Here is a 23,883-nt window from a genome sequence, read left to right as displayed (position 1 = left end):
ACAGGAAAGTCTCAGACTTTCCGCTTCATACGAACCTCGCGGACGGTGCCCGTCGACGAGTTCATCACCAGGGTGTGGGTGTGCACGCAGCCGTCGCGGAAGATCACCCCATCGACCAGGCCGCCACGCGTGACGCCGGTCGCGGCGAAGATCGCCTCGTCACGGACGATCTCGTGGAGGTCGTACTTCTTGTCGAGCTCGGTGATGCCCCAGCGGGCGGCGCGGGCGCGCTCGTCGGCATTGCGGAACAGCAGACGGCCCTGGAACTGGCCGCCGACGCACTTGAGGGCCGCGCAGGCCAGCACGCCTTCCGGTGCGCCGCCCGAGCCGACGTACATGTCGACTCCGGTCGAGGGGTCGGTCGTGTTGATGACGCCGGCGACGTCACCGTCCGTGATCAGATGAACGCGCGCGCCGACCGAGCGGACGCTGGCGATGATCTCGGCGTGGCGCGGACGGTCCAGCACGCAGACGGTGATCTCGGTGGGCGCCACGCCCTTGGCGGCGGCCAGGGCCTGGACATTCTCGGCCGGCGACTTGTCCAGGTCGATCACCCCGGCGGGCAGACCCGGGCCGCAGGCGATCTTGTCCATGTAGGTGTCGGGCGCGTTCAGCAGCGTGCCCTTGGGCGCCCAGGCCATCACGGTCAGGGCGTTGGGCTGGGACTTGGCCGCAAGCGTGGTGCCTTCCAGCGGATCCAGGGCGATGTCGACCTTGGGGCCCTTCCCCGTGCCGACCTTCTCGCCGATGTAGAGCATGGGCGCTTCGTCGCGCTCGCCCTCGCCGATGACGATCTCGCCGTCGATGTTCAATTCGTTCAAGGCGTTGCGCATCGCGTCGACGGCCGCCTGGTCGGCGGCCATCTCGTCGCCGCGGCCCAGTTGGGTCCACGACGCGATGGCGGCGGCTTCGGTAACGCGAACGGCGTCCAGGACCAGTGAGCGGTCCAGGGTGTTCGAACTCATCCGTCTCTCCCGGCCTCCGAACGGAGACCTGTTCCCACACTCACCTTGGACGCCCGCTTTGCGCGAGTCGTCAGATGCGCGCGACGCGCAAAAGGCGAGGACGCTCTAGCACGGTCTCGAGCCTTTCGATGCGGCTAATCGCATCCAGCAGCTTCGATTCCGGGGTCGCATGGGTAACGAGCACGATCGGCACGCCACCCGCTCCTTCGACGGGCTTCTGTAGGAAGCTGTCGATCGAAACGCCGCACTCGGCCAGGGTCTCGGAAATCGCGGCGATGACGCCCGGCTGGTCCTGCACCATCACGCGCAGATAGGCCTTGCCCACGGCGCGGGACGGATCGACGGCGATAAATGGGGCCAGCTCGCCGGCCGGGGCCTGGAACACCGGACGCTGGGCCTTGGTCATCACGTCGGCGATGTCGGCGGCCACGGCGGCGGCGGTCGGACCTGCGCCGGCGCCCGGACCTTGCACGAAGATGCGGCCGATGCGGGCGCCTTCGATGAAGAGCGCGTTCAGCGCGCCGCCGGCCTGGGCCAGCGGATGATCCAGCGGCACCAGCGACGGGTGCACCTTCACGGCCACGCCGCCGTCAGCCTTGGACGCGCCGGCGATCAGCTTGATGCGATAGCCCAGGTCCTTGGCCAGCTTGATGTCCAGCAGGTCGACGTCGCTGATGCCCTCGATCTCGGCGGCCTCGAAGTTCGGGGCGCAGCCGAAGGCCAGGGCGGCCAGGATGCTGATCTTGTGGCCGGCGTCGAAACCGCCGACGTCCATGGTCGGATCAGCCTCGGCATAGCCCAGGCCTTGCGCTTCACGCAGCACGTCGGCGAACGAGCGGCCGGTGCGCTCCATCTCCGACAGGATGAAGTTGCAGGTGCCATTGAGGATGCCGGCGACCGAGACGATGTCATCGCCGACCAGGGCCTCGCGCATGATCTTCACGGCCGGAACGCCACCCATCACCGCGGCTTCGAACAGCAGCGGTGTCCCCGTCGCTTCAGCCAGGGCGGCCAGTTCGGCGCCATGCACGGCGATCAGGGCCTTGTTGGCCGTGACCACCGGCTTGCCGGCTTTCAGGGCAGTTTCGACGGCGACCTTGGCCGGACCGTCGGAGCCGCCGATCAGTTCGACGAACAGGTCGACGTCCGGCGACGCGGCGAGCGCCACCGGATCGTCGAACCAGGCCAGACCCGAGATGTCGATCGTGCGTGGACGCGACTTGTTGCGGGCCGACACGGCGGTCACGACCGCCTTGTCGCCGGCCGGCGCGAAGCCCGGGCGCTCGGCCAGGAACTGCAGGAGGCCGCCGCCCACGGTGCCCAGGCCCGCGACGCCGACGCGCCAGGTCTTGTTGGTCATCTCGGAATCCTTGGAAGCGAACTGGAGGCCCTAGGCCTGTTCCATCTTGTTGTGGGCCTTGGCCAGGATGGAGTCGGCGTTGGCGATGAATTTCTTCACATTGCGCGCCGCCTGGCGGATGCGGTGCTCGTTCTCGACCAGACCGATCCGCACATAGCCTTCGCCGTACTCACCAAAGCCGATGCCTGGAGCCACGGCGACGCCGGCCTCCTCGATCAGCAGGCGCGAGAACAGCATCGAACCGGCCTCGCGATACTGTTCGGGGATCTTGGCCCAGGCGAACATCGAGGCCGGCGGATTGGGGATGTCCCAGCCCGCGCCCTTCATCGACTTAATCAGGGTGTCGCGGCGGCTCTTGTAGATGCCGCGGATCTCGTCGACGCAGTCCTGCGGGCCGTTCAGCGCCGCGGCCGCGGCCACCTGCACCGGGGTGTAGGCGCCGTAGTCCAGATAGGACTTCACGCGGGCCAGGGCCGCGCAGATGCGGGCGTTGCCGACCACCATGCCCACGCGCCAGCCGGCCATGGCGTAGGTCTTCGACAGCGAGTTGACCTCGACGGCGATGTCCTTGGCGCCGTCGACCTGCAGGATCGACGGCGGCGGGTTGTTGTCGAAATAGATCTCGCCATAGGCCACGTCGCTGATGACCAGCAGATCGTGCTTCTTCGCGAGAGCAACCGCGTCCTTGTAGAAGTCCAGGTCCACCCACTGGGCGGTCGGGTTCGACGGATAGGACAGGATCAGCACGGACGGCGGCGGCACCGAGTGCTTCACCGCGCGGCTGATGTTGGACAGGTACTCTTCCGGCGACAGCGCCGGCACGTGACGGATGATGCCGCCGGCCATGATGAATCCGAAGGCGTGGATCGGATAGGCCGGGTTCGGACAGATGATGACATCGCCCGGACCGGTCAGGGCCTGGGCCAGGTTGGCGAAGCCTTCCTTCGAGCCCAGCGTCGCGATGACTTCGGTGTCGGGGTTCAGCTTCACGCCGAAACGGCGGCCATAGTAGTTGGCCATGGCCTTGCGCAGGCCAGGAACGCCCTTGGACGCCGAATAGCGGCCGGCCTTGGGATCACGCGCTGTCTCGATCAGCTTGTCGACGATGTGTTGCGGCGTCGGCATGTCGGGATTGCCCATCCCGAAGTCGATGATGTCAGTCCCCTCGGCGCGGAGGCGCGCCTTGATCTTGTTGACCTCTTCGAAGACGTACGGCGGCAGGCGGCGGATACGGTGGAAATCGGTGCTCATGAGGGCTCTGTGCGCCGCTTCGGCGCTCTGGGAGCGGAAAGTCGGGCATGGATAGACCCCAAGCGGGGCCGCGCCAAGCCAGTTCAAGGAAGATTATGCCTCCGTCGCCCGATTAAGGCTTGGACGGAGGCGCGCTAGCTCGGCCGCGGGCTGCGCGGGCGAAGGCTTCGGTGGCTGCACGGTCGGCGTCGGTCGGCGCGGCGATGGCCGAAGCCTTCACGTCACGCTGCGCCTTGGCGGCGTAGCCTTCGCTGTCCTTCAGCTCCCAGGTGTTCGGCGCGACGGCCTTGGTCACGGCCGCGCCGGCGGTTTCCTGCTGCGAGACAGCCGCACGGATCTGGTCGTTGGTCGGCACATCCTTCGGAATTTCCGGGATGTCCGAGAACTTGCGGCGCTCGCCCTTCTCGCTGGCGGCGGCGGTCACCGAGGCGGCGACCGGCGAGCTGGGATCGACCTGGGCGGTCTTGAACGGGCTGGCGCACGCGGTCGCACCGGCGACGAAGCCGACGATCAGACCAAGGCGTACGATTTTGCGGGTTTCGCCGTTCATCGGTTCTGGTCTTATGCGATGATCGCGGCGAGCGAAAGGCGTTCGACGCGGCTTTTCGCAGACGGACTTCGGACCAGCGGAGGAAACACATGGCGACGGCGAAATCGGGTTCAAAGCCTCGGAAAGAAGCCGCCCCTGGAGCCGAAACGCCCGAACCCAAGCCTGCAGCCGCCAAAAAGGCCTCCGCGCCCAAGACCGCCCCCAAGGCTGACAAGCCCAAACCTGAGGTGCCCCGGCCGCCGCCGCGCCCCGAATCGGCCGCTGGCGCTGAACAGAAGGCTCCGCCCTTCTCCGGCTTCGCCGACATGCTGTCGGCCGACCAGCTGAAGGTGGTCGAGACCCTGTCGGCCAACCTGGCCCGCGCCGCCGTCACGGCCCAGGGCGCGATCGCCGAGGCCGCCCTGCGCCAAGCTGACCGCCCCGCCGCCCTGACGCCCGACCCGTTCCACGTCGCTCCGGCCCTCAACGAGGTAATGACCCGCCTCGCGGCGCAGCCCGACCGGCTGATGCGCGCCCAGGCGGATCTCTTCGGCCAGTACATGGAGCTGTGGCAGTCGGCCGCCCGCCGCGCGTCCGGCGAAGAGGTTGCGCCCGTCGTCAGCCCCGCCGCCGGCGACAAGCGCTTCAACGATCCCGACTGGGCGTCGAACCCGATGTTCGACCTGATGAAGCAGTCCTACCTGCTGTCCTCGAACTGGCTGAACGGCCTGGTCGCCGAGGTCCAGGGCGTGGATCCGGCCGCCAAGCGCCGGGTCGAGTTCTTCACCAAGATGCTGACCGACGCGTTCTCGCCGTCGAACTTCCTGATCTCCAACCCCGCCGCCCTGCGCGAAGTGGTGCAGACGCAGGGCCAGAGCCTGGTGCGCGGCATGGAGAACTTCGCCGCCGACCTGGAGCGCGGCGGCGGCCAACTGGCCATCAGCCAGACGGACCTGGCCAAGTTCAAGGTCGGCGAGAACGTCGCCACCGCGCCTGGAAAGGTCGTCTACCAGAACGACATCCTGCAGCTGCTGCAGTTCGATCCGACCACAGAGACGGTCTGCGAGATCCCGCTGCTGATCTTCCCGCCGTGGATCAACAAGTTCTACATCCTGGACCTTCGCCCGGAGAACTCTATGATCCGCTGGCTGACGGGCCAGGGCTTCACGGTGTTCGTCGCCTCGTGGGTCAATCCTGACCGGCAGCTCGCGGCCAAGACCTTCGAGGACTACATGCTGGAAGGCGTCTATGACGCGACCCAGCAGGTCATGACCCAGTGCGGCGTCGATAAGGTCAACACGGTCGGCTACTGCATCGGCGGCACCCTGCTGTCGGTGGCCCTGGCCCACATGGCCGCGCGCGGCGACCAGCGGATCAACTCGACCACCTTCTTCGCCGCCCAGCAGGACTTCGCCGAGGCCGGCGACCTCTTGCTGTTCACCAACGAGGAATGGCTGCAGTCGATCGAACAGCAGATGGACGCCGCCGGCGGCTTCCTGCCCAGCCAGTCGATGGCCGACACCTTCAACGCCCTGCGCGGCAACGACCTGATCTGGTCGTTCTTCGTCAGCAACTACCTGATGGGCAAGGAGCCGCGCCCCTTCGACCTGCTGTTCTGGAACGCCGACCAGACGCGCATGCCCAAGTCGCTGCACCTGTTCTATCTGCGCAATTTCTACAAGGACAACGCCCTGACCACGGGCCAGCTCAGCCTGGGCGGCGAGCACCTGGACCTGTCCAAGGTGAAGACCCCGATCTATGTCCAGTCGTCCAAGGACGACCACATCGCCCCGTTCCGTAGCGTCTATCGCGGCGCCAAGGCGTTCGGCGGGCCCGTGACCTTCACCATGGCCGGCTCGGGCCACATCGCTGGGGTGATCAACCATCCGGACGCCAAGAAGTACCAGCACTGGACGAACGAGGCCCTGCCCGCCGATGTCAGCGACTGGATCGCCGGCGCCCAGGAGAACCCGGGCTCGTGGTGGCCGCATTGGGCCGAATGGCTGCGCGCCAAGTCCGGCAAGCAGGTCCCGGCCCGCGATCCGGCCAAGGGCAAGCTGAAGCCGCTGGAGAACGCGCCGGGCAGCTTCGTGCTGGTGAAATCCCAAGCCTGATTAGGGCCTAGAGTTCGCCGGCGGCGTAGACCTCCTCGAACACGTCGGTCTCGACGCGCTCGACCAGCGGCCGGATGCGCTCCAGGTGGGCCAGCCGGCGTGGGTCGCGCGCGAACTCCAGCACGTCCAGCGGATCATCGAAGCTGGAGATCACCACCACCACCTGACCGGCCCGCAGGCAGCGGACTCCGCGCAGGCCCGCGACTCGGCCGGCCAGGCGGCGATGTTGAGCCTCCTGCGCGGCCAGCACAGCCTCGAGCCGCCCAGGCTTGGGATGGATCACGCTGATCGAGACGGCGGGCGCGGCCGGCCCCAGCACTTCGAAGACCTCCAGGCGGATGGCGGCGGCGGGCGACATGCTTGCTCCTTTGGCGTTGCCGGTCGGGAGCCCTTCTCGTAAAACCTCAAGTATGGTTGAGGTCAAGCATCGATCCGCGACAGGCCCCCTGCCCGCCACGCTCAGCGTCGGGGACGTGTCGCGCCGCAGCGGCGTGGCCGTTTCCACCCTGCACTTCTATGAAGCTAAGGGCCTGATCCGCAGCCTGAGGACCGAGGGCAACCAACGGCGCTATCCGCGGGCGGTGCTGCGCCGGGTGGCTATCATCAAGATCGCTCAGCGCACCGGCATCGCCCTGGCCGATATCCGTCAGGCGCTGGAACACCTGCCCCAGGACCGCCCGCCCAGCACCGAGGACTGGCGAGCTCTGTCCGAGGCCTGGCGTAGCGAACTGGACGCCCGCATCCGCGCCCTGACCGGCCTGCGCGACCAGATGGATGGCTGCATCGGCTGCGGCTGCCTGTCGGTCGAGGCCTGCCCTTTGCGAAATCCTGGGGACATCATGGGGGAGTCCGGGGCCGGACCTCGCGTCCTGGTCGACGACTGAGCTATAGACGATCAACGTTCGCCCAAATCTCGCCGGGATCGTAGCGAAGCTTCCGCCCATGCTCAGCTTGAGTCGCCGCACAGCCCTGACGATGTTCGCCGCGCTGCCTTTGGCGGCCGAGCGCGGCCATGCGGCGATCACCAACGCCGGGGCCAAACTGGCCGCAGCGGCGCGCTAGCAGATCGGCGTGACGGTGGAGTACGACCCGGGCTATCGGGCGATCGGCTATCCGGGCGGCGACGTGCTGCGCACCAGCGGCGTCTGTTCCGACGTGCTGGTCCGCGCCGCCCGCGACGCCTGGGACATCGACCTACAGCAGCGGGTGCACGATGACATGGTCAAGGCGTTCGCCGCCTATCCCTCGCGCCGGGAGTGGGGCCTGACCAAGCCCGACGCAAATATCGACCACCGGCGGGTGCTGAACCTGGAGACCTTCCTGGCCCGGCAGAACGCCAAGCTGCCCCTGCCCGACTCAGGACCGCTGGGCGGCGACGCGTTCACCGCGCCGCAGCCGGGCGACATCCTGACCTGGCGGCTGAGCGGCGGCGGGCGTCCACACCTAGGCGTGGTCGTGGCCGGCCCTCAGAACACGCGTGTCGCCCACAACATCGGCGATGGCGTCCGTGAGGAGCCGCTATGGCGCTTCAAGCTACACAAGCCCGCCGGCCACTACCGCTGGCGGGTATAGACGCGCGCTAGAGGCCCGCGTCTTCCTTCAGGGCCAGGGCGATGTTCAGGTTCTGAACCGCCGCGCCCGAAGCGCCCTTGCCCAGATTGTCGAGCAGAGCCACCAGGCGCGCCTGACCGCTGGTGTCCGAGCCGAACACGAACAGCTTCAGACGGTTGGTGCCGTTCAGGCCTTCCGGGTCCAGGCCCGTCAGGCTCTTGGCCTCGTCCAGCGACGCGACCTCGACGAAGTGCTCGCCCTTGTAGTGTGCGACCAGGGCCTCGTGGATGGCGCCCAGAGACGGCGCGCCTTCCAGGCAGGCGAAGTGCAGCGGCAGCTCGACGATCATGCCCTGGTAGTAGCGACCCACGGCCGGGGTGAAGATCGGACGGGTCAGCAGGCCGCCGTGCGTCTGGATTTCCGGTACGTGCTTGTGGGTCAGCGACAAACCATAGATCCGATAGGAATCGCGGCTGAAGTTCGGGAGGCTCTCGTCCTCGAACTCGGCGATCATGGCCTTGCCGCCGCCGCTGTAGCCCGAGACGGCGTTGTAGGAGAGCGGCAGCTCCGGCGGGATGATGCCGGCGCTGACCAGCGGCCGCGTCACGGCGATGGCGCCGGTCGGATAGCAGCCGGGGTTCGAGATCCGCTTGGACGCGGCGATCTTGCCGCGCTGCTCGCCGTCCAGCTCGGCGAAACCATAGGTCCAGCCGGCGGCGGTGCGATAGGCGGTCGAGGCGTCGATGATGACGGTGTCGGGATTGGTCACCAGCGACACGGCTTCCTTGGCCGCGTCGTCGGGCAGGCACAGGATCACCGCGTCGGCGCCGTTCAGCATCTCGGCGCGAGCGTCGGCGTCCTTGCGCTTGTCGGGATCGATCGAGACCAGCTGCAGGTCGGTGCGGCCAATCAGGCGCTCGCGAATCTGCAGGCCGGTGGTGCCGGCTTCGCCGTCGATGAAGACCTTGGGGGCGTTCGCCATGGCGCGCTCCAATCCAGACTAGAGAAGAACTTGAGGAGTCAAATGACCAAGAAAAAGGGCGCTTCGGAAACCCGAAGCGCCCTCTTCCAAACGCGTACGAACCGCGTTTAGCGCTTCGAGAACTGGAAGCTGCGGCGGGCCTTGGCCTTACCGTACTTCTTACGCTCGACCACGCGGCTGTCGCGGGTCAGGAAACCGTGCGGCTTCAGGACCGGGCGCAGGCCGGGTTCGAAGTAGGTCAGAGCCTTCGACAGGCCGTGGCGGATCGCGCCGGCTTGGCCCGACAGGCCCGAGCCTTGCACGGTCACGAAGACGTCGAATTGACCCAGGCGCTCGGTCACTTCCAGCGGCTGGGCGATCATCATGCGCAGCACCGGACGAGCGAAGTAAACTTCCTGGTCGCGGCCGTTGATGGTGATCAAACCCTTGCCCGGCTTGATCCAGACGCGAGCGATCGCGTTCTTGCGCTTGCCGGTCGCGTAGGCGCGGCCTTGGGCGTCGATCTTGGGCTCGGCCGGAGCAGCGGCGACCGGGTTGCTGGACAGGCTGGCCAGCGCGTCAAAGCCTTGTGCGTCGGTCATGGCTTAGATGCTCCGGGTGTTCTTGGCGTTGCGGCCCGCGAAGTCGACGACTTCGGGGTTTTGCGCTTGGTGCGGGTGCTCGCCGTTGTTGTAGATGAGCAGGTGGGTCAGCTGCTTGCGAGCAAGCGGGCTTTCCTTCGGCAGCATGCGCTCGACGGCCTTTTCCAGGACGCGTTCCGGGAACTTACCGCCCAGCACCTTGCGGGGGGTGGTTTCCTTGACGCCGCCCGGGTGACCGGTGTGACGGTAATAGACCTTGTCGTCGAGCTTCTTGCCCGTGAACTTCACCTTGTCGGCGTTGATGACGACGACGAAGTCGCCGCAATCGACGTGCGGGGTGTAGTCAGGACGGTGCTTGCCGCGAAGACGCATGGCGATGAACGTCGCCAGACGACCGACAACGGCGTCCTGGGCGTCGACCACGATCCACTTCTTTTCGACCTCGGCCGGCTTCAACGAAGCCGTGATCTTCTGCATGGGATTGATCCGTATTTCTTGGGCGTTCGAACCCGAAAAATCCGGCTTCGTCCGTGTGAGGTGCGGCCTGTACGGGACACGTAGACGACTGTCAACAACGATCGCGCCAAAAACATGGAAAAATCAACAAATACAACATCATAAAGAATGAGGTATTATAATACCGCAGACTTCATCGTTGAACTGTCACGAAAGCCGGGCATAGGCATCGCTGTTACATATTAACAGGAATATCCGATGCCCTTTTCCCGCAGGCGCTTCCTTGGCGCGGCCGCCACCAGCCTGGCCTTCGCCGCCTTCTCGACCCGGGCCCAGGGCGCCGAGACCTATCTGAACGAAGTCGAGGGCTATGGTCCGCTGATCGAGGATCCCAAGCGGATGCTCGACCTGCCCAAGGGCTTCAGCTACCGCGTCATCGCCCAGGCTGGCCAGACGATGGACGACGGCCTGCTGATCCCTGGCAAGTTCGACGGCATGGGCTGTTTCGCGGCCGGCGAGGACAAGGTCTTGCTGGTCCGCAACCACGAGCTCTCGCCTGGCGACGACAGCGCCTTCGGTCCCGGCGCGCGCCTGCTGGATAAGATCGACCGCAGCAAGGTCTGGGACTTCGGCCAGGGCGCGCCCCTGCCCGGCGGCACGACCACCCAGGTCTACAATCTCAAGACCGGTAAGACCGAACGCCAGCACCTGAGCCTGGCCGGCACGCTGGTGAACTGCGCCGGCGGAATCACGCCCTGGGGCTCGTGGCTGACCTGTGAGGAGACCGTGACCCCGGCCGGCGACAAGGCCGGCAAGAGCCACGGCTGGGTGTTCGAGGTCCCCAGCGCCCACGCCGGCCTGGTCGAACCCGTCGCCCTCACGGGCCTGGGCCGCTTCCGCCACGAGGCCGCCTGCATCGATCCGCGCACGGGTGTGGTCTATCTGACCGAGGACGTCGCCGACGGCCTCTTCTACCGCTTCCTGCCCAACGACCGGCGCAACCTGGCCGCCGGCGGACGGCTCCAAGCCCTGGGACTGGTCGATTCCCCCCAGGGCGGCGACACCCGCAACCAGGCTGAAAAGTCGTTCCCGCTGGGCAGCTGGAAGGCCGCGCGCTGGATCGATCTGGACGGCGTCGACAATCCGCACGACGACCTGCGCCGGCGCGGCCATAAGGCGGGTGCGGCGGTCTTCATGCGCGGCGAAGGCGTGTTCTTCGGCCAGGGCGAGCTCTACTTCACCTGCACGTCCGGCGGCGCGGCGGGTGCGGGCCAGATCTTCCGCTATGTCCCCAGCGCGCACGAGGGCCACGCCGGCGAGACCGATGCGCCCGGCCGCCTGCAGTTGTTCGTCGAGAGCGGCGACAAGACCATCCTGGACTATGCCGACAACCTGGTGGTCGCGCCCTGGGGCCACATTGTGGTCTGCGAGGATCGCTATTCGGACACCCTGCGCAACCACCTGCGGGGGATCACGCCCGACGGCAAGGTCTACACGCTGGGCCGCAACGTCCATGCCGACAATTCGGAGTTCTGCGGCGCGTGCTTCTCGCCGGATGGCGGCACGCTGTTCGTCAACCTGCAGAACCCGGGCTTTACCCTGGCGATCACCGGCCCGTGGGCCAGCGTGAAGGCCTAGCGATCAGGGGCGTCGCACCCGCCACGCGAAGACGGTGGCGACGCCCAACAGCACGGCCGCACCGGCCTGGTGCAGAATGCCCAGGCTGATCGGCACGGCGGCCATCAGCGTCCAGACGCCCAGGCCCGCCTGCAGCGCCACGACGATGGCCACGGCTAGAGCAGCCTGCTTGCTGCCCTCGGCCAGCGGCCGATCCCGACGCGCAAACACCGCCAAGACGATCCCGCCGACGAACAGGGCATAGGCCATCAACCGGTGGTGCAGCTGCACCGCGCCCTGACTATGCGCCAGCGTGCCCCACAGGCCCTTGCCGGCGTACTCGGCGGGGAAGAAGCCGCCATTCATCAGCGGCCAGTCGTTATAGACCATGCCAGCGTCATTGCCGGCCACCAGCGCGCCCAGCAGGCTCTGGAAGAACACCGCGCCCAGGAAGGCCAGCGACCAATTGCGCCAGGCCGAACGCTCCTCGACGCGGGGCGAACCGCTCCAGGCGTCCAGGGCCGTCCAGATCAGGACGACGAACAAGGCCAGGGCCAGGCCCAGGTGGATCATCAGCCGCTCAGGCGCGACCGAGACCCGTTCCGACAGGCCGCTGGACACCATCCACCAGCCCACCAGGCCCTGCAGGCCGCCCAGGCCCAGCATGATGGCGCAACGCGCGATCAGGCGGCGCGGGATGTCGCGGCGGATCAGGAAGACCACGAACGGGATGGCGAACACCACGCCCACGGTGCGGCCCAGCAGGCGGTGCGCCCACTCCCACCAGAAGATGCCCTTGTAGCCCTCGACGGTCATGTCGGGGTTCACCAGCTGGAACTGGGGGATCTTCTTGTACAGCTCGAAGCTCTCACGCCAGGCCTGCTCGGACATGGGCGGCAGCGCGCCCATGATCGGCTTCCACTGGGTGATCGAGAGGCCCGAGTCCGTCAGGCGGGTCGCCCCGCCGACCACGACCATGGCGAAGACCATGGCGGCGACGATGAAGAGCCAGATCGCGACGGGGCGCGAACGGTCGGAACGCAGGAAAGACGTCATGGGGTCGGAAAAGCGTCACTTCTGGGCCGAAATGCGGCAGGCCCTCCCTACGCCTACCGTTGGCGCGCATCAATGTTTCTGTGGCTCAGCATGACGGCGGCCGTGCTTCGTGCGAGAACGCCTTCTGTCTCGGGGGAGAAACGATGAGCGGCATGGGGGTTTTTGCAGCAGCGGTTATTGGCATCTTGGCCGGCTGGATCGCCGATCTGGTGCTGGGTCGCCGGCACTCGCTGTTCATCAAGCTCTTGATCGGGGTCATCGGCTCGTTCATCGGAGCGTTCATCGCCTCGCGCATCGACCTGCGCCTGCCAGGCTTCCTCGGCGAGCTGGTGGTCTCCAGCGTCGGGGCGATTCTGTTTCTGGCCGTGCTCGGCCTCTTCCGGAGAACCGCGTGAGCGCTCCCCTCATTCCGGCCCGTCTTCGCAAGCTGATCGGCTCGATCGGCGTAATGGCGATTCTGTTCGGCTGGATCTGGGCCTTCGCCGGCCTCTACGACCACCTGCCGCAGAACCGCTTCGTGCACCTGATCTACTTCGTAGCGCTCGGCATGGGCTGGGTCGCGCCGGTGATCCCGCTGATCACCTGGATGGGCAAGGCCGACAAGCCGCTGGACGTCGGTCAGCGCTAGACCCGGAAATGAAAAAGGCCGCCCCGAAGGGCGGCCTTTCGTCTTCCGCTACTTCCCGAAGGAAATGGTCGGAGCGACAGGATTCGAACCTGCGACCCCTTGACCCCCAGTCAAGTGCGCTACCAGGCTGCGCCACGCTCCGACACGGAAGAGGCGCTCTTATAGGCGCCGCTCTTGGGGAGGGCAACAGCGATTTCGGACGAAATCAAACACGGGATCAATCGCGCGTCAGAAGCCCGTCGAGGCGCGATTTGATGGCCGTCAGATCGTCCAGCGCAAAGGCCAGACGATCGCGCGCCTCGCCATCCAGACGCTGCACGCGAGCAGCCGGCGCCTCGTAGTCGATGTCGGGATCCAGGGTGGCCGAGCCGTTCGAGCCCAGGCCTGCGGCGATCACCTGGGCCAGCCCCTGGTCGCGGTGCAGCTTCTGCACGCCCTTGATGGTCAGACCTTCGCTGTGCAGCAGCGTGCGTACGCCGTTCAGCACGGCCACGTCCTGCGGGCGATAGAAGCGTCGCCCGCCGGCCCGTTTCATCGGGCGGATGAAGGAGAACTTGGTTTCCCAGAAGCGCAGGACGTGCTGCGGCACGCCCAGCTCGTCGGCGGCCTCTGAAATCGTGCGGAAGGCGTTCGGCCCCTTCGCCACCGCATCGATTCCCTTAGTCGCCGAGGGCGCGATCGATTCGCGCCTTCATGACCTGCGAGGCGCGGAAACCGATCACCCGACGGGGTTCGATCTCGGCCGGCTCGCCGGTCTTGGGATTACGGCCCATGCGGGCCCGCTTGGCGCGAACCTGAAAGACGCCGAAGCCGGACAGCTTGACCGTCTCGCCCTCTTCCAGCGCCTCAGCGACGAGGTCGAGAGTGCGCTCGACAAGGCCGGCGCAGTCTTGACGAGTCAGGCCAACCTCCTCGTGAACCGCCTCGCACAGGTCGGCCCGGGTCAAAGTAGCGCCCTTCATGCAACCCCTCACGCGTATCTTGGCGGCCTGAGCGACCACCTCTGATGGAGTACTCGCGGTGAATGGCGGCGTGTTGCGGCCGCCCTCAACTGGCCGCGCCCCCATTCATCGAAGACCACATGCCGCGAATATCGCATGAAGTCAAAGACTCAAGGTAATCAGTTCATGCCCGGCGCGAAGGCCGGGCAATTGCTGCACCTAAAGACGCACCACGCAGGCGCCCCAGGTCAAACCGCCGCCCATCGCCTCCAGAAGGAGCAGATCGCCCTTCTTGATTCGACCGTCCTTGACCCCGTGGGCGAAGGCTAGCGGGATCGAAGCGGCCGAGGTGTTGGCGTGGATGGCGACCGTGGAGATCACCTTGTCCTCGTCGATGCCGCAGCGGTTGGCGACACCGGCCAGGATGCGCTGATTGGCCTGGTGCGGAATGAACCAATCGACGTCAGCCACCGCCACGCCGGCCTTTTCAGCGGCGGCGTGGATGGCCTCGGAGATATTGACGACGGCATGCTTGAAGACCTGGTTGCCCAGCATCCGCAGCTTGCCGACCGTGCCCGTGGTCGACGGGCCGCCGTCGACATACAGCAGGTCCTGCTTGGTCCCGTCGGCGCGCAGGGCAAAGCCCAGCATGCCGCGATCGTCCGTGGTGCCCTGCCCTTCGCCCGGCTCCAGCACGACCGCGCCGGCGCCGTCGCCGAACAGCACGCAGGTGCCGCGGTCGCTCCAGTCCATCAGGCGGGTCATGGTCTCGGCCCCGATGACCAGGGCGCACTTGGCATGGCCGCGGGCCACGAAGCCATCGGCCACGCTCATGGCGTAGACGAAGCCCGAGCAGACGGCCTGGACGTCGAAGGCGATGCCGACCGGCGCGCCCAGCTTGCGCTGGACCATGGTCGCCACCGCCGGGAAAGTCAGGTCGGCCGTGGTGGTGGCCACGATGATCAGGTCGACGTCAGCGGCGCTCTTGCCGGCCGCAGCCAGGGCGTCCTTGGCGGCCTCGACCGCCAGGTCCGAGACCGGCTGGTCATCGGCGGCCTGGTGGCGCTGGCGAATACCGGTGCGCTCGACGATCCACTCGTCGCTGGTGTCGACGAACTTGGCCAGGTCGTCATTGGTCACGACCTTGGGCGGCAGATACGCGCCGACGCCGGTCACTACGCTGCGGATCACGCTCACTCGGCCGCTCCCTGATCCGGCTGCTGAGCCGGAGCCTCGTCCTTGGCCGCGACGGCGGTCAGGCGCTTCAGATTCCTGTCGATCTCGGCGCGGAAATCGCTGCGCGCGAGGTTGGTAGCCACCCGGATGGCCGAGGCGAAGCCGTTGGCGTCGGCGCCGCCGTGGCTCTTGACCACGATGCCGTTCAGACCCAGCAGCGGGCCGCCGTTGACCCGACCCGGATCCAGGCGCGCGCGCATCTTCTTCAGCGCGCCCGAGGCGATCACCGCGCCCAACATGGCCATGGGGCCCGAGGTCAGGGTCGTCTTGATCTCGTGCGAGAAGAACCGGGCCAGACCCTCAGCGGTCTTCAACGCGACATTGCCGGTAAAGCCGTCGGTGACGACCACGTCCACCGTGCCGTAGGCGATGTCGGTGCCCTCGACGAAGCCGTGATAATCGAAGTCCAGCTTGGTCTCGCGCAGGATGGCGTGGGCTTCACGCACTTCCTCGTGGCCCTTCTGGTCCTCGGAGCCGACATTCAGCAGACCCACGGTCGGGCGCTTGGAGCCGTGCACGGCGTGGTGGAAGGCCGCGCCCATGATCGCGAACTCGACCAGCTGGGCCGCGTCGCTCTCGACATTGGCGCCGACATCGAGCACCGCCGTGACGCCCTTCAGGGTCGGCCAGTTGGCGACGATGGCCGGACGCTCCAGGTCCGCGCCCATGCGCAGGATCAGCTTGGAGATGGCCATCAGGGCGCCGGTGTTGCCGGCCGAGACGCAGGCCTGGGCCTCGCCAGTCTTCAGCGCCTCGACGGCGTTCCACATCGACGAGCCCTTGCCCCGGCGCATGGCCTGGGCGGGCTTTTCGTCCATGGCGATGGCCTTGTCGGCGTGCCGGACCTCGCTGACAGCCTTGGCGGCGGGGCATTTGGCCAGTTCGGCTTCCAGCTTCGCCCCGTCGCCGTGCAGCAGGAACCGCACGCCAGGCAGGGCCTCCGCGGCCTTGGCGACGCCGGGCACGACGATGGAGGGGCCGTGGTCGCCGCCCATGGCGTCGACCGAGATGACTACGGATTGGGGCACGTGGCGCTTAGAGCTCCGGCAGGCGGACTCGCCGCCCTCAAGGCGGCGGACGATACATCCGCGTGAATATCACGCAAGCGGTGGAATTTGAGCCGCTTAGCTGTCTTCGCCCTTCGTTTTCAAACCCTTCAGAGCCGCAAACGGGGAGATTTCAACCGGTTCGGGCGGCTGCACGAACACCGCGCCCGGCTTGCGGGGGAACGGGTCCAGCTCCAGCGCCAGATGCTCGACCACATAGCCCGAAACGTCGATGGTCTCGCCCTCCAGCACGTCCGGCGGATCATCGCCCTCGGCGTCAGAGGCCAGGTCACCGGACTCTTCCTGCGGGGCGTTCTCGCTGTTTGCCGGCAGGACGCGCAGCGAGAAGCGGGCGTCGATCGGGGTCTCGAAGTCGTCGGCGGTCGCGCTGCAGGTCTGCACCACGCGGGCGCGCAGCACGCCCGACACCTCGGCCCCGTCCAGCCACGAGGCCAGGAACACCTCGGCGCTCAGGGCTTCCAGGCTGACCAGGTCCAGTTGCTTGGCGATGGCCTTGCGCTGGTCAGCCGACGGCTCGAGCCGCAGCTTGACGGCGCCGCGGTCGACCTGGGCCAGCTGGATTTCGCACGGCCAAGCGGCGGTCACGGGTTCGGCCACGTCACATCTCCTTGCAGCACAGTGTCCAGCGGCTGTTCCGCCAGCGCCGCGCGCGTCTTGATCACATAGGCGGTCAGGGCCGCCACGTCGCCCTCGCCGCGTTCCTCGAACGCGTTGCGGGCCAGAAATTCGGTCGTCGCGGCCGAATCCGGCAGGCTGGCGACGGCGTCGTCATAGGCCTTCAGGCGGCCATAGAAGGCGCCGGCCAGCTTCTTCATCTTCTTGCCCACGGCGGTGTCGGAGACGCCGATCTCGCGGAACGCGTCGTCCAGGCCCTTCACGTAGGAATCAAACACCGCCTGCGAGGTCTCGCCGGCGGCCTCGCCCTGCCCTTTCAGGCGCTCAATCAACAGGATGACGTGCAGGCTGAACAGCTCGAAGCGGCCCTCCATCGAGTCGCGGACGCCCATGTCGCGATAAAAAGTCGCCGACCGGGCCTGCGCCACCGCCGAAGCATACAGCTTGGCCCCCGCCGCCTTGGCGGGCCTGGGCTTCAGCCACCTGTCCAGAAACATTAAACGCCTCGATTTCGCCGCGACATCCCGCTAGACGCGGGCCCTGCTCTCACGCGGGCATTGAACTAAGCCCGCGCGAGCGATAGGTCAAAGTCTGCATTTTCCGGTTCGGAGCCTAGATGTCTCGCCCCGCCGTCCTCGCCGCCGCCGTTCTGGCCCTGGCGTTCGCTACCTCGGCCTGTACGCCGCTGACGAGCTATTCCGGCTTCCAGGCCATCGAGGCCAAGCCCGCCGACATGAAGGTCGGCGAAGACAGCAAGTCGACCCTGATGGAGAAGCTGGGTTCGCCGTCGACGGTTTCGACCTTCGACAACAACACCTGGTACTACATCTCGCAGACCACCGACCGCGTGGCCTTCTACATGCCGCGCGTGATCAAGCGCGACGTCGTGGCCATCAAGTTCAATCCGGCCGACGAGAAGGTCGCGTCGGTGAACACCTACACGCTCAAGGACGGCAAGGTGATCGCTTACAACGGTCGCGAAACGCCGACCCGCGGCCGCGAGATGACCATCCTGGAACAGCTGCTGGGCAACGTGGGTCGCGGCGGCATGCTCCCGCGGGACGACGAAGTTCCTGGCCAACGCCCCGGCGGCCGCTAAGCCTCTTCGTCGACAATCCGACAATGACGAAGCCGCCCATCGCAAGATGGGCGGCTTTTTCACGCGCGCGAGTTGCGGCGACATTCCGCAATCCACCGCCGGTGGCGAGTAAACCATCGTCGTTTACTGTGAACTTGAATTTGACCAGCTTTGCGACGACAGATTGTCGCACCTTAAACATTTCATAAACCCAGATTGGGTCACGCTTGAGCTCTGATCGTTCAAGCAATTGCATGACGAATTCACGGCGGCGGTGGAGGCGCACTGTGGAGGCGATGAATCTACGTGCCGTGTCGTTCCTGCTGGTCGACGACAACGCCAACATGCGCAAGGTCATCGCCGCGATCCTCAAGGCCGCCGGCGCGCGCAGGATCTTCGAGGCCGATGATGGCCTCGAAGCGCTGAAGGTGTTCCAGACCCAGGAGATCGACATCATCTTCACCGACCTGGTCATGCACCCGGTCGACGGCCTGGCGTTCGTGCGCTGGGTCCGCACATCCAGCGCCAGCCCCAACCCCTATGTGCCGATCATCATGATGACGGGCCACGCCACCCAGCGAATCCTGACCGACGCCCGCATGGCCGGGGTCACGGAGTTCCTGGCCAAGCCGCTGACCGCGCGCGGGGTCATGCACCGTATCAACGAGGTCATCAACAACCCCCGCCCCTTCGTGCGGGTGAACGGCTATTTCGGCCCGTGCCGTCGTCGGCGGATCGACCATGACTTCCAGGGAACCGAGCGTCGCGCCGGACAGGAGGTCGAAATCCAGGACGCCCTGACCGAGATGGCCATGGAAGACGTCTACTAGTTTCGCGCCATCCCCCGAAAACAGGATGACCGCAGAAAGAACGCCCCGGAGTCTCCTCCGGGGCGTTCCAGCTTTCTGGCTATCCCGAAAGATCAGCCTCCGTGGGCCAGCACCGCCAGCAACAGCAGGGCCACGATATTGGTGATCTTGATCATCGGGTTCACGGCCGGACCCGAGGTGTCCTTATAGGGGTCGCCGACGGTGTCACCCGTAACGGCGGCCTTGTGGGTGTCGCCGCCCTTGCTGTGCAGGACGCCGTTCTTGTCGGTGAAGCCTTCCTCGATCACCTTCTTGGCGTTGTCCCAGGCGCCGCCGCCGCTGGTCATCGAGATGGCGACGAACAGGCCGGTGACGATCACGCCCATCAGCATGGCGCCGAGTGCAGCGAACGCGTCGACCTTGCCGGCGATGGCGTTGATCACGAAGAACAGCACCACCGGCGAGACGACCGGCAGCAGGCTGGGCACGATCATCTCGCGGATGGCGGCCTTGGTCAGGATGTCCACGGCCTTGCCGTACTCGGGCTTGACCTCGCCGGTCATGATGCCCGGGTTCTCGCGGAACTGACGGCGCACCTCGGCGACGACCGACTCGGCCGCGCGGCCGACGGCGGTCATCGACATGCCGCCGAACAGGAACGGCAGCAGGCCGCCAAACAGCAGGCCGACCACCACGTACGGGTTGGACAGGTCGAAGGTGACCGGGCCCATGCCGTCGAAGAAGCTGCCCGGTGTGGCGTTTTCCGAGAAGAACTTCAGGTCCTCGGTATAGGCGGCGAACAGCACCAGAGCGCCCAGGCCGGCCGAACCGATGGCGTAGCCCTTGGTGACGGCCTTGGTCGTGTTGCCCACAGCGTCCAGGGCGTCGGTGGTGACGCGAACTTCCGGCGGCAGGCCGGCCATTTCGGCGATGCCGCCGGCGTTGTCGGTGACCGGTCCGAAGGCGTCCAGCGCGACGATGAAGCCGGCCAGCGACAGCATGGTCGTGGTGGCGATGGCGATACCGAACAGGCCCGCCAGGTTATAGGTCACCACGATGCCGACGATGATGGTCAGGGCCGGCAGGGCCGTGGATTCCAGCGACATGGCCAGACCCTGGATCACGTTGGTGCCGTGGCCCGAGACCGACGCCTGGGCCACCGACTTCACCGGGCGGAAATTGGTGCCGGTGTAGTATTCGGTGATCATCACGATGGCGGCGGTGACCGCCAGACCGACCAGGCCGCAATAGAACAGGCTGTCGGCGGTGTAGACGCGGGTCGCCGTCTCGATCGGCGCCGGAACCAGTTGGTGGATCACGTACCAGACGGCCGGGATCGACAGCACGCCGGTCACGATCAGGCCCTTGTACAAGGCGCCCATGATGTTGTTGCTCTTGCCCAGGCGGACGAAGAACGCACCGATGATCGAGGTGACGATACAGACCGCGCAGATGGCCAGCGGCAGTAGCATCATCGCGCTGACGGTGTCGGTCCCGCGGAAGAAGATCGCCGCCAGGACCATGGTGGCGACCGTGGTCACCGCATAGGTCTCGAACAGGTCGGCGGCCATGCCGGCGCAGTCGCCGACATTGTCGCCCACGTTGTCGGCGATGGTGGCGGCGTTGCGGGGGTCATCCTCGGGGATGCCCGCTTCCACCTTGCCCACCAGGTCGCCGCCCACGTCGGCGCCCTTGGTGAAGATGCCGCCGCCCAGACGGGCGAAGATCGAGATCAGCGAGGCGCCGAAGCCCAGGGCCACCAGGGCGTCGACGACGCCGCGGCTGGTCGGTTCCAGGCCCAGGACGCCCGTGAGCACCCAATAGTAGCCCGCCACGCCCAACAGGGCGAAGCCGGCCACCAGCATGCCGGTGACAGCGCCGGAGGTGAACGCCAGCGACAGGCCCTTGGCTAGCCCCTCGGACGAGGCCTGGGCCGTGCGGACGTTGGCGCGGACCGAGATCAGCATCCCCGCGAAGCCCGCCGCGCCCGAAAGCACCGCCCCGACCAGGAAGCCGCCGGCCGCCCATTGGCCGATCAGCAGATAGACGATGACGAGGATGACCACGCCGACGATTGAAATGGTGAGGTATTGCCGACGCAGATAGGCCTGGGCCCCTTCCTGGATCGCCGCGGCGATCTCCTGCATCCGCGCATTGCCGGCCGAGGCCCGCATCAGACTGGCCGTCTGCACGGCGCCGTACAGCACCGCCAGAAGCCCGGCCCCGATGGCCAGATAAAGCCAAAGACTCATTAGATTGATCGCCCCTTCGCGCTTCCTTGTCACGAGGGGACGCCGATCCTTCGGCGGCGACCTTGAGCCATCGCAAAACGCGCGCTCGAGACGCCGTAGAGGTCGACTGGCGGGCCTTTGGCCTCGTGCCCCCTCGATGCTCCCTGAACAGACGCTCGAACGGCGTCATGCGAAAGAGACTGTCAGAGGACCGAGAGGCGCGCAACCCGCGTCAGGACAAGCGATTCCGTAGCGTCAAGGACACCAGGACGCTGGAATCAGGGGTTCATCTCAGCCGTACGCGACGCCGTCGCGGTCCGCGGTTTGGGCGGCATCAGCTGCTGGCGGGGGATCTGCTTAACGATCTCGACCGAGGACACCTTGCCCTTACCGAACAGCACGCCGCACTGGGTCTTCACGAAGCCGGTCAGCTTGGGGCCGTCGACTTCCTTCCAGGTGTCGGGACGCACGAACGGGGTCTTGTAGGCGGCCTTGACGATGGCGTCGCGCAGCTCCGGCTCCTTCTCCTTGAAGGCGCCGGCGTCCGTCCCCGTGGTCAGCTTCAGGGTCATGGCCACGAAGACGTAGTTGACGATCCGACCATTGACGATGATCGGGATGGTCATCGAGCCCAGCTTGTAGGTGGGGTCGAGCGCCTGGCCCTCGCCTTCCTTGGCTTCCTTCTTGTCACTGGCCCAAGCCGGCGCAGCCCCGGCGGAGAGCGTCGCGACAAGCGCGGCGGCGAGCAGGAAACGGCGCGAAGGCGTGCGAAGAGCGGTCATGGGACCGTCCGATACCGCACAGCCCTTGAGATTAACCTAACCGGTCAGCCGTGCAGCCAGCCCAGGCGGGACGGCGTAACGTCGCGGCCCTTGTAGTAGGCGCTGACCCCCTCGCCTTCCACGAACTCGCCGATCTCGCTGACCTTGACGCCCGCGGCTGCCGCAGCGACGCGGAAGGCCCAGGCCTCGTTGGGATCGACGGCGCAGACGATCTCGTAGTCGTCGCCACCAGAGGCCAGGGAGATGCGCCCCTCGACCTGCTCGGGTTGCTGGTCCAGCCAGGCCTGGCCGCTGGGCGACAGCGGCAGGCGCTCCAGGTCGACCCGGACGCGGCAGCCGCTGGCCTTGGCAATGTGGCTGCTGTCGGCCAGCAGGCCGTCGGAGACGTCGGCGGCGGCCTTGGCGTGGACCCGCATGGCCTCGCGCAGCGAAATGCGCGGCTCGGGCTGGCGATAGCGGCGCAGCAACGAGCCGTCTGGATCCATCACCTCGCCCCACTGGGCTAGCAGGCCCAGCCAGCCGTCGCCGATCGTGCCGGACACCATCAGGCGGTCGCCTGGCTTGGCGCCCTTGCGCAGAACAGCCCCGCCTTGCGGAACCCAGCCAAGCAGCGTGGCCGAAACGACCAGAGGACCCGAGGTGGTGACGGTGTCGCCGCCCAGCAGCGAAATGTCGAAGGCCGCGCCGTCCTCGGCCAGGCCGCGGGCGAAGGTCTCGCGCGAGGCGACGTCCGAGCCCGAGGGCCAGCCGACGGCCAGGAAATAGCCGTACGGCTCGGCGGCCTTGGCCGCCAGATCCGAAAGATTGGTGCGCAGCAGCTTGCGGGCGACGACGTCCAAGGCCTCGTCGGCCAGGAAGTGCACGCCGGCCACCATGGCGTCCTTGGTGATCACCAGATCGTAGCCGGGGCGCGACGGCAGCACCGCCGCGTCGTCCAGCAGGTCCAGCGCCACCGGATCACCGCGGGTCAGCGGCCGCAGAAGACGTTCGATATGGTCGAATTCCGTCGCCGGCGCCACCACCGTGGGCGGGGCGTCGTCTTCGGCGAACCAGTCTTCTTCGTCAGTCTCGTGCATCACGGGCGATCGCGTCGAGGGCGCCATTGATGAAGCCTGACTCGGGGCCTTCGAAAAACGATTTCGCGATCTCGACGTACTCGTTGATGACCACTTCGGTCGGAACGTCGGGCCGGTACATCAGCTCGTAGGCGCCGGCGCGCAGAACCGCGCGCGCCGTGGCGTCCAGGCGCTCCAGGCGCCAGCCCGAGGCCAGCCGCTTGACGATGCCCTGGTCGATCTTGGCCTGATTGGCGACAACGCCCTTGGCCAGCTCGGCGAAGAAGCTCTCGTCGGCGGCGGCCAGCTGCTCGCCCTCGACGTCGCGGTCGAAGCGGTGCTCACCGAACTCGCGGATCACGGAATCGACGCCCGCGCCCGAGACTTCCATCTGGTACAGGGCCTGAACGGCGGCGAGACGCGCCACCGAGCGCGGTTGAATGCGGTTGCCGCTCATCGGGCCTGTCCCAGCAGTTGACGCTTCAGGGCGATGGTCTCTAGGCAGGCCTTGGCGGCCGCGCCGCCACGATCGCCTTCGCTGACCTTGGCGCGAGCCCAGGCTTGAGCCTCGTCGTCCACCGCCAGCACACCGAAGCCGATCGGCAGACGCTTACCGATGCCGAGATCCTGCAGACCCCGGGCGGTTTCGTGAGCGACCAGCTCGAAATGATAGGTTTCGCCGCGGATCACGCAGCCCAGGGCGACATAGCCGTCATAGCGAACGCCGACCGGGCGCGCGCCCGCTTCTTCGGCGATGGCCACGGCGGTCGGGATCTGCAGCGCGCTGGAGACCGTCACCACGTCGTACTCCGCGCCGTAGCCTTCGATCGCCTGGGTGGCTCCGCGCAGCAATTCGTCGGAGATGCCCGAATGGCTCCGGCCCTCCACGATCAACAGGCGGATGTTGTCGTCTACCATCTCGGTTCGAATCTCCACGGCCACGCTCGCGGCGCGACCAGAACACACATCAAGGCTTAAC

27 protein-coding genes, 1 tRNA gene and 1 pseudogene are annotated in these 23,883 nt (G+C 66.8%); 8 read left to right on the top strand and 21 right to left on the bottom strand.

Going from position 1 to position 23,883, the window contains the following annotated elements; translation table 11 throughout:
- Positions 1-11 precede the first annotated feature (11 nt).
- The 4 genes from glpX to ABDW31_RS23975 form a co-directional block, all read right to left on the bottom strand.
- Positions 12-965, bottom strand: coding sequence for a class II fructose-bisphosphatase (gene glpX / locus ABDW31_RS23990; protein WP_172264746.1), 954 nt, complete (start codon positions 963-965; stop codon positions 12-14).
- A 70-nt stretch (positions 966-1,035) separates the two neighbouring features.
- Positions 1,036-2,325: a homoserine dehydrogenase gene (locus tag ABDW31_RS23985; protein ID WP_184720048.1), complete on the bottom strand. Its 1,290-nt coding sequence runs from the start codon at positions 2,323-2,325 to the stop codon at positions 1,036-1,038.
- Between the two features lie 30 nt (positions 2,326-2,355).
- Positions 2,356-3,576, bottom strand: coding sequence for an LL-diaminopimelate aminotransferase (locus tag ABDW31_RS23980; protein WP_184720050.1), 1,221 nt, complete (start codon positions 3,574-3,576; stop codon positions 2,356-2,358).
- A gap of 112 nt (positions 3,577-3,688) precedes the next feature.
- Positions 3,689-4,126 carry a hypothetical protein gene (locus tag ABDW31_RS23975; protein WP_184720052.1) on the bottom strand — a complete coding sequence of 146 codons (438 nt, stop codon included), beginning with the start codon at positions 4,124-4,126 and terminating at the stop codon, positions 3,689-3,691.
- An 89-nt stretch (positions 4,127-4,215) separates the two neighbouring features.
- Here ABDW31_RS23975 and ABDW31_RS23970 point away from each other — a divergent pair, with 89 nt between their 5' ends.
- Positions 4,216-6,219 carry a class I poly(R)-hydroxyalkanoic acid synthase gene (locus ABDW31_RS23970; protein ID WP_184720054.1) on the top strand — a complete coding sequence of 668 codons (2,004 nt, stop codon included), beginning with the start codon at positions 4,216-4,218 and terminating at the stop codon, positions 6,217-6,219.
- 7 nt (positions 6,220-6,226) lie between these two features.
- Here the strand turns inward: ABDW31_RS23970 and ABDW31_RS23965 are convergent, their stop codons facing one another.
- Positions 6,227-6,577, bottom strand: coding sequence for a hypothetical protein (locus ABDW31_RS23965; protein WP_184720056.1), 351 nt, complete (start codon positions 6,575-6,577; stop codon positions 6,227-6,229).
- Between the two features lie 52 nt (positions 6,578-6,629).
- On the opposite strand from ABDW31_RS23965, the gene soxR reads away from it, so the two are divergent.
- Entirely contained in the window at positions 6,630-7,103 is a 474-nt protein-coding gene (soxR, locus tag ABDW31_RS23960) for a redox-sensitive transcriptional activator SoxR (protein ID WP_184720058.1), read from the top strand.
- Between the two features lie 58 nt (positions 7,104-7,161).
- A pseudogene (locus tag ABDW31_RS23955) lies at positions 7,162-7,791 on the top strand (DUF1287 domain-containing protein).
- Between the two features lie 7 nt (positions 7,792-7,798).
- On the opposite strand, the gene argC reads toward ABDW31_RS23955, so the two are convergent.
- From argC to rplM, 3 genes are all read right to left on the bottom strand, one after another.
- A complete protein-coding gene (gene argC, locus ABDW31_RS23950) occupies positions 7,799-8,752 on the bottom strand; it encodes an N-acetyl-gamma-glutamyl-phosphate reductase (RefSeq protein ID WP_184720062.1) in 954 nt (317 codons plus the stop codon).
- A 107-nt stretch (positions 8,753-8,859) separates the two neighbouring features.
- Positions 8,860-9,333: a 30S ribosomal protein S9 gene (rpsI, locus tag ABDW31_RS23945; RefSeq protein ID WP_184720064.1), complete on the bottom strand. Its 474-nt coding sequence runs from the start codon at positions 9,331-9,333 to the stop codon at positions 8,860-8,862.
- Between the two features lie 3 nt (positions 9,334-9,336).
- On the bottom strand, positions 9,337-9,810 hold the full coding sequence (rplM, locus tag ABDW31_RS23940) for a 50S ribosomal protein L13 (RefSeq protein ID WP_172264776.1): 474 nt from the start codon (positions 9,808-9,810) through the stop codon (positions 9,337-9,339).
- A 237-nt stretch (positions 9,811-10,047) separates the two neighbouring features.
- On the opposite strand from rplM, the gene ABDW31_RS23935 reads away from it, so the two are divergent.
- Positions 10,048-11,427: an alkaline phosphatase PhoX gene (locus ABDW31_RS23935; RefSeq protein ID WP_184720066.1), complete on the top strand. Its 1,380-nt coding sequence runs from the start codon at positions 10,048-10,050 to the stop codon at positions 11,425-11,427.
- Positions 11,428-11,430: 3 nt separating this feature from the next.
- Here ABDW31_RS23935 and ABDW31_RS23930 read toward each other — a convergent pair whose 3' ends face one another.
- Positions 11,431-12,462 carry a COX15/CtaA family protein gene (locus ABDW31_RS23930; protein ID WP_184720068.1) on the bottom strand — a complete coding sequence of 344 codons (1,032 nt, stop codon included), beginning with the start codon at positions 12,460-12,462 and terminating at the stop codon, positions 11,431-11,433.
- A gap of 143 nt (positions 12,463-12,605) precedes the next feature.
- Between ABDW31_RS23930 and ABDW31_RS23925 the strand changes: the two genes are divergently transcribed.
- Together ABDW31_RS23925 and ABDW31_RS23920 are read left to right on the top strand one after the other, a co-directional pair.
- Positions 12,606-12,857: a GlsB/YeaQ/YmgE family stress response membrane protein gene (locus ABDW31_RS23925; protein ID WP_184720070.1), complete on the top strand. Its 252-nt coding sequence runs from the start codon at positions 12,606-12,608 to the stop codon at positions 12,855-12,857.
- Positions 12,854-13,090, top strand: coding sequence for a DUF2842 domain-containing protein (locus ABDW31_RS23920; protein WP_184720072.1), 237 nt, complete (start codon positions 12,854-12,856; stop codon positions 13,088-13,090). The genes ABDW31_RS23925 and ABDW31_RS23920 overlap by 4 nt, the downstream gene beginning before the upstream one ends.
- 65 nt (positions 13,091-13,155) lie before the next feature.
- On the opposite strand, the gene ABDW31_RS23915 is transcribed toward ABDW31_RS23920, so the two are convergent.
- The 7 genes from ABDW31_RS23915 to ABDW31_RS23885 all read right to left on the bottom strand — a co-directional run bounded on the left by ABDW31_RS23915 (position 13,156) and on the right by ABDW31_RS23885 (position 17,446).
- Positions 13,156-13,232, bottom strand: a tRNA-Pro gene (locus ABDW31_RS23915).
- A 75-nt stretch (positions 13,233-13,307) separates the two neighbouring features.
- Positions 13,308-13,736, bottom strand: a complete 429-nt coding sequence (locus ABDW31_RS23910) for a MerR family transcriptional regulator (RefSeq protein WP_184720074.1) — start codon at positions 13,734-13,736, stop codon at positions 13,308-13,310.
- Between the two features lie 13 nt (positions 13,737-13,749).
- Positions 13,750-14,052: an integration host factor subunit alpha gene (locus tag ABDW31_RS23905; protein ID WP_099578878.1), complete on the bottom strand. Its 303-nt coding sequence runs from the start codon at positions 14,050-14,052 to the stop codon at positions 13,750-13,752.
- 198 nt (positions 14,053-14,250) lie between these two features.
- The gene (locus tag ABDW31_RS23900; RefSeq protein WP_184720075.1) at positions 14,251-15,228 is read right to left on the bottom strand and encodes a beta-ketoacyl-ACP synthase III; all 978 of its coding nucleotides are present in this window, start codon (positions 15,226-15,228) and stop codon (positions 14,251-14,253) included.
- Entirely contained in the window at positions 15,225-16,295 is a 1,071-nt protein-coding gene (gene plsX / locus ABDW31_RS23895) for a phosphate acyltransferase PlsX (protein WP_184720077.1), read from the bottom strand. The genes ABDW31_RS23900 and plsX overlap by 4 nt, the downstream gene beginning before the upstream one ends.
- Before the next feature lie 96 nt (positions 16,296-16,391).
- Positions 16,392-16,931 carry a DUF177 domain-containing protein gene (locus tag ABDW31_RS23890; protein ID WP_184720079.1) on the bottom strand — a complete coding sequence of 180 codons (540 nt, stop codon included), beginning with the start codon at positions 16,929-16,931 and terminating at the stop codon, positions 16,392-16,394.
- The gene (locus tag ABDW31_RS23885) at positions 16,916-17,446 is read right to left on the bottom strand and encodes a ubiquinol-cytochrome C chaperone family protein (protein ID WP_184720082.1); all 531 of its coding nucleotides are present in this window, start codon (positions 17,444-17,446) and stop codon (positions 16,916-16,918) included. The genes ABDW31_RS23890 and ABDW31_RS23885 overlap by 16 nt, the downstream gene beginning before the upstream one ends.
- 119 nt (positions 17,447-17,565) lie before the next feature.
- Here ABDW31_RS23885 and ABDW31_RS23880 point away from each other — a divergent pair, with 119 nt between their 5' ends.
- Together ABDW31_RS23880 and ABDW31_RS23875 are read left to right on the top strand one after the other, a co-directional pair.
- On the top strand, positions 17,566-18,048 hold the full coding sequence (locus ABDW31_RS23880; protein ID WP_184720083.1) for an outer membrane protein assembly factor BamE: 483 nt from the start codon (positions 17,566-17,568) through the stop codon (positions 18,046-18,048).
- Between the two features lie 266 nt (positions 18,049-18,314).
- Complete coding sequence (locus ABDW31_RS23875; RefSeq protein ID WP_184720085.1) at positions 18,315-18,857, top strand: response regulator; 543 nt, start codon at positions 18,315-18,317, stop codon at positions 18,855-18,857.
- 92 nt (positions 18,858-18,949) lie between these two features.
- Here the strand turns inward: ABDW31_RS23875 and ABDW31_RS23870 are convergent, their stop codons facing one another.
- From ABDW31_RS23870 to ribH, 5 genes are all read right to left on the bottom strand, one after another.
- Positions 18,950-21,088, bottom strand: a complete 2,139-nt coding sequence (locus ABDW31_RS23870; protein WP_184720087.1) for a sodium-translocating pyrophosphatase — start codon at positions 21,086-21,088, stop codon at positions 18,950-18,952.
- Between the two features lie 257 nt (positions 21,089-21,345).
- On the bottom strand, positions 21,346-21,849 hold the full coding sequence (locus tag ABDW31_RS23865; RefSeq protein WP_184720089.1) for a hypothetical protein: 504 nt from the start codon (positions 21,847-21,849) through the stop codon (positions 21,346-21,348).
- 44 nt (positions 21,850-21,893) lie between these two features.
- Positions 21,894-22,952, bottom strand: a complete 1,059-nt coding sequence (gene thiL / locus ABDW31_RS23860) for a thiamine-phosphate kinase (protein ID WP_184720091.1) — start codon at positions 22,950-22,952, stop codon at positions 21,894-21,896.
- Positions 22,912-23,361 (bottom strand): transcription antitermination factor NusB, encoded by a 450-nt coding sequence (gene nusB, locus ABDW31_RS23855; protein ID WP_184720093.1) that lies wholly within the window; start codon positions 23,359-23,361, stop codon positions 22,912-22,914. Before nusB ends, thiL begins: the two co-directional genes overlap by 41 nt.
- Positions 23,358-23,822 (bottom strand): 6,7-dimethyl-8-ribityllumazine synthase, encoded by a 465-nt coding sequence (ribH, locus tag ABDW31_RS23850; protein WP_184720095.1) that lies wholly within the window; start codon positions 23,820-23,822, stop codon positions 23,358-23,360. Before ribH ends, nusB begins: the two co-directional genes overlap by 4 nt.
- Positions 23,823-23,883 lie beyond the last annotated feature (61 nt).

The organism is Caulobacter sp. (genome assembly GCF_039596335.1).
GTDB lineage: Bacteria > Pseudomonadota > Alphaproteobacteria > Caulobacterales > Caulobacteraceae > Caulobacter.
This window is presented reverse-complemented; position numbering and strand designations above follow the sequence as displayed.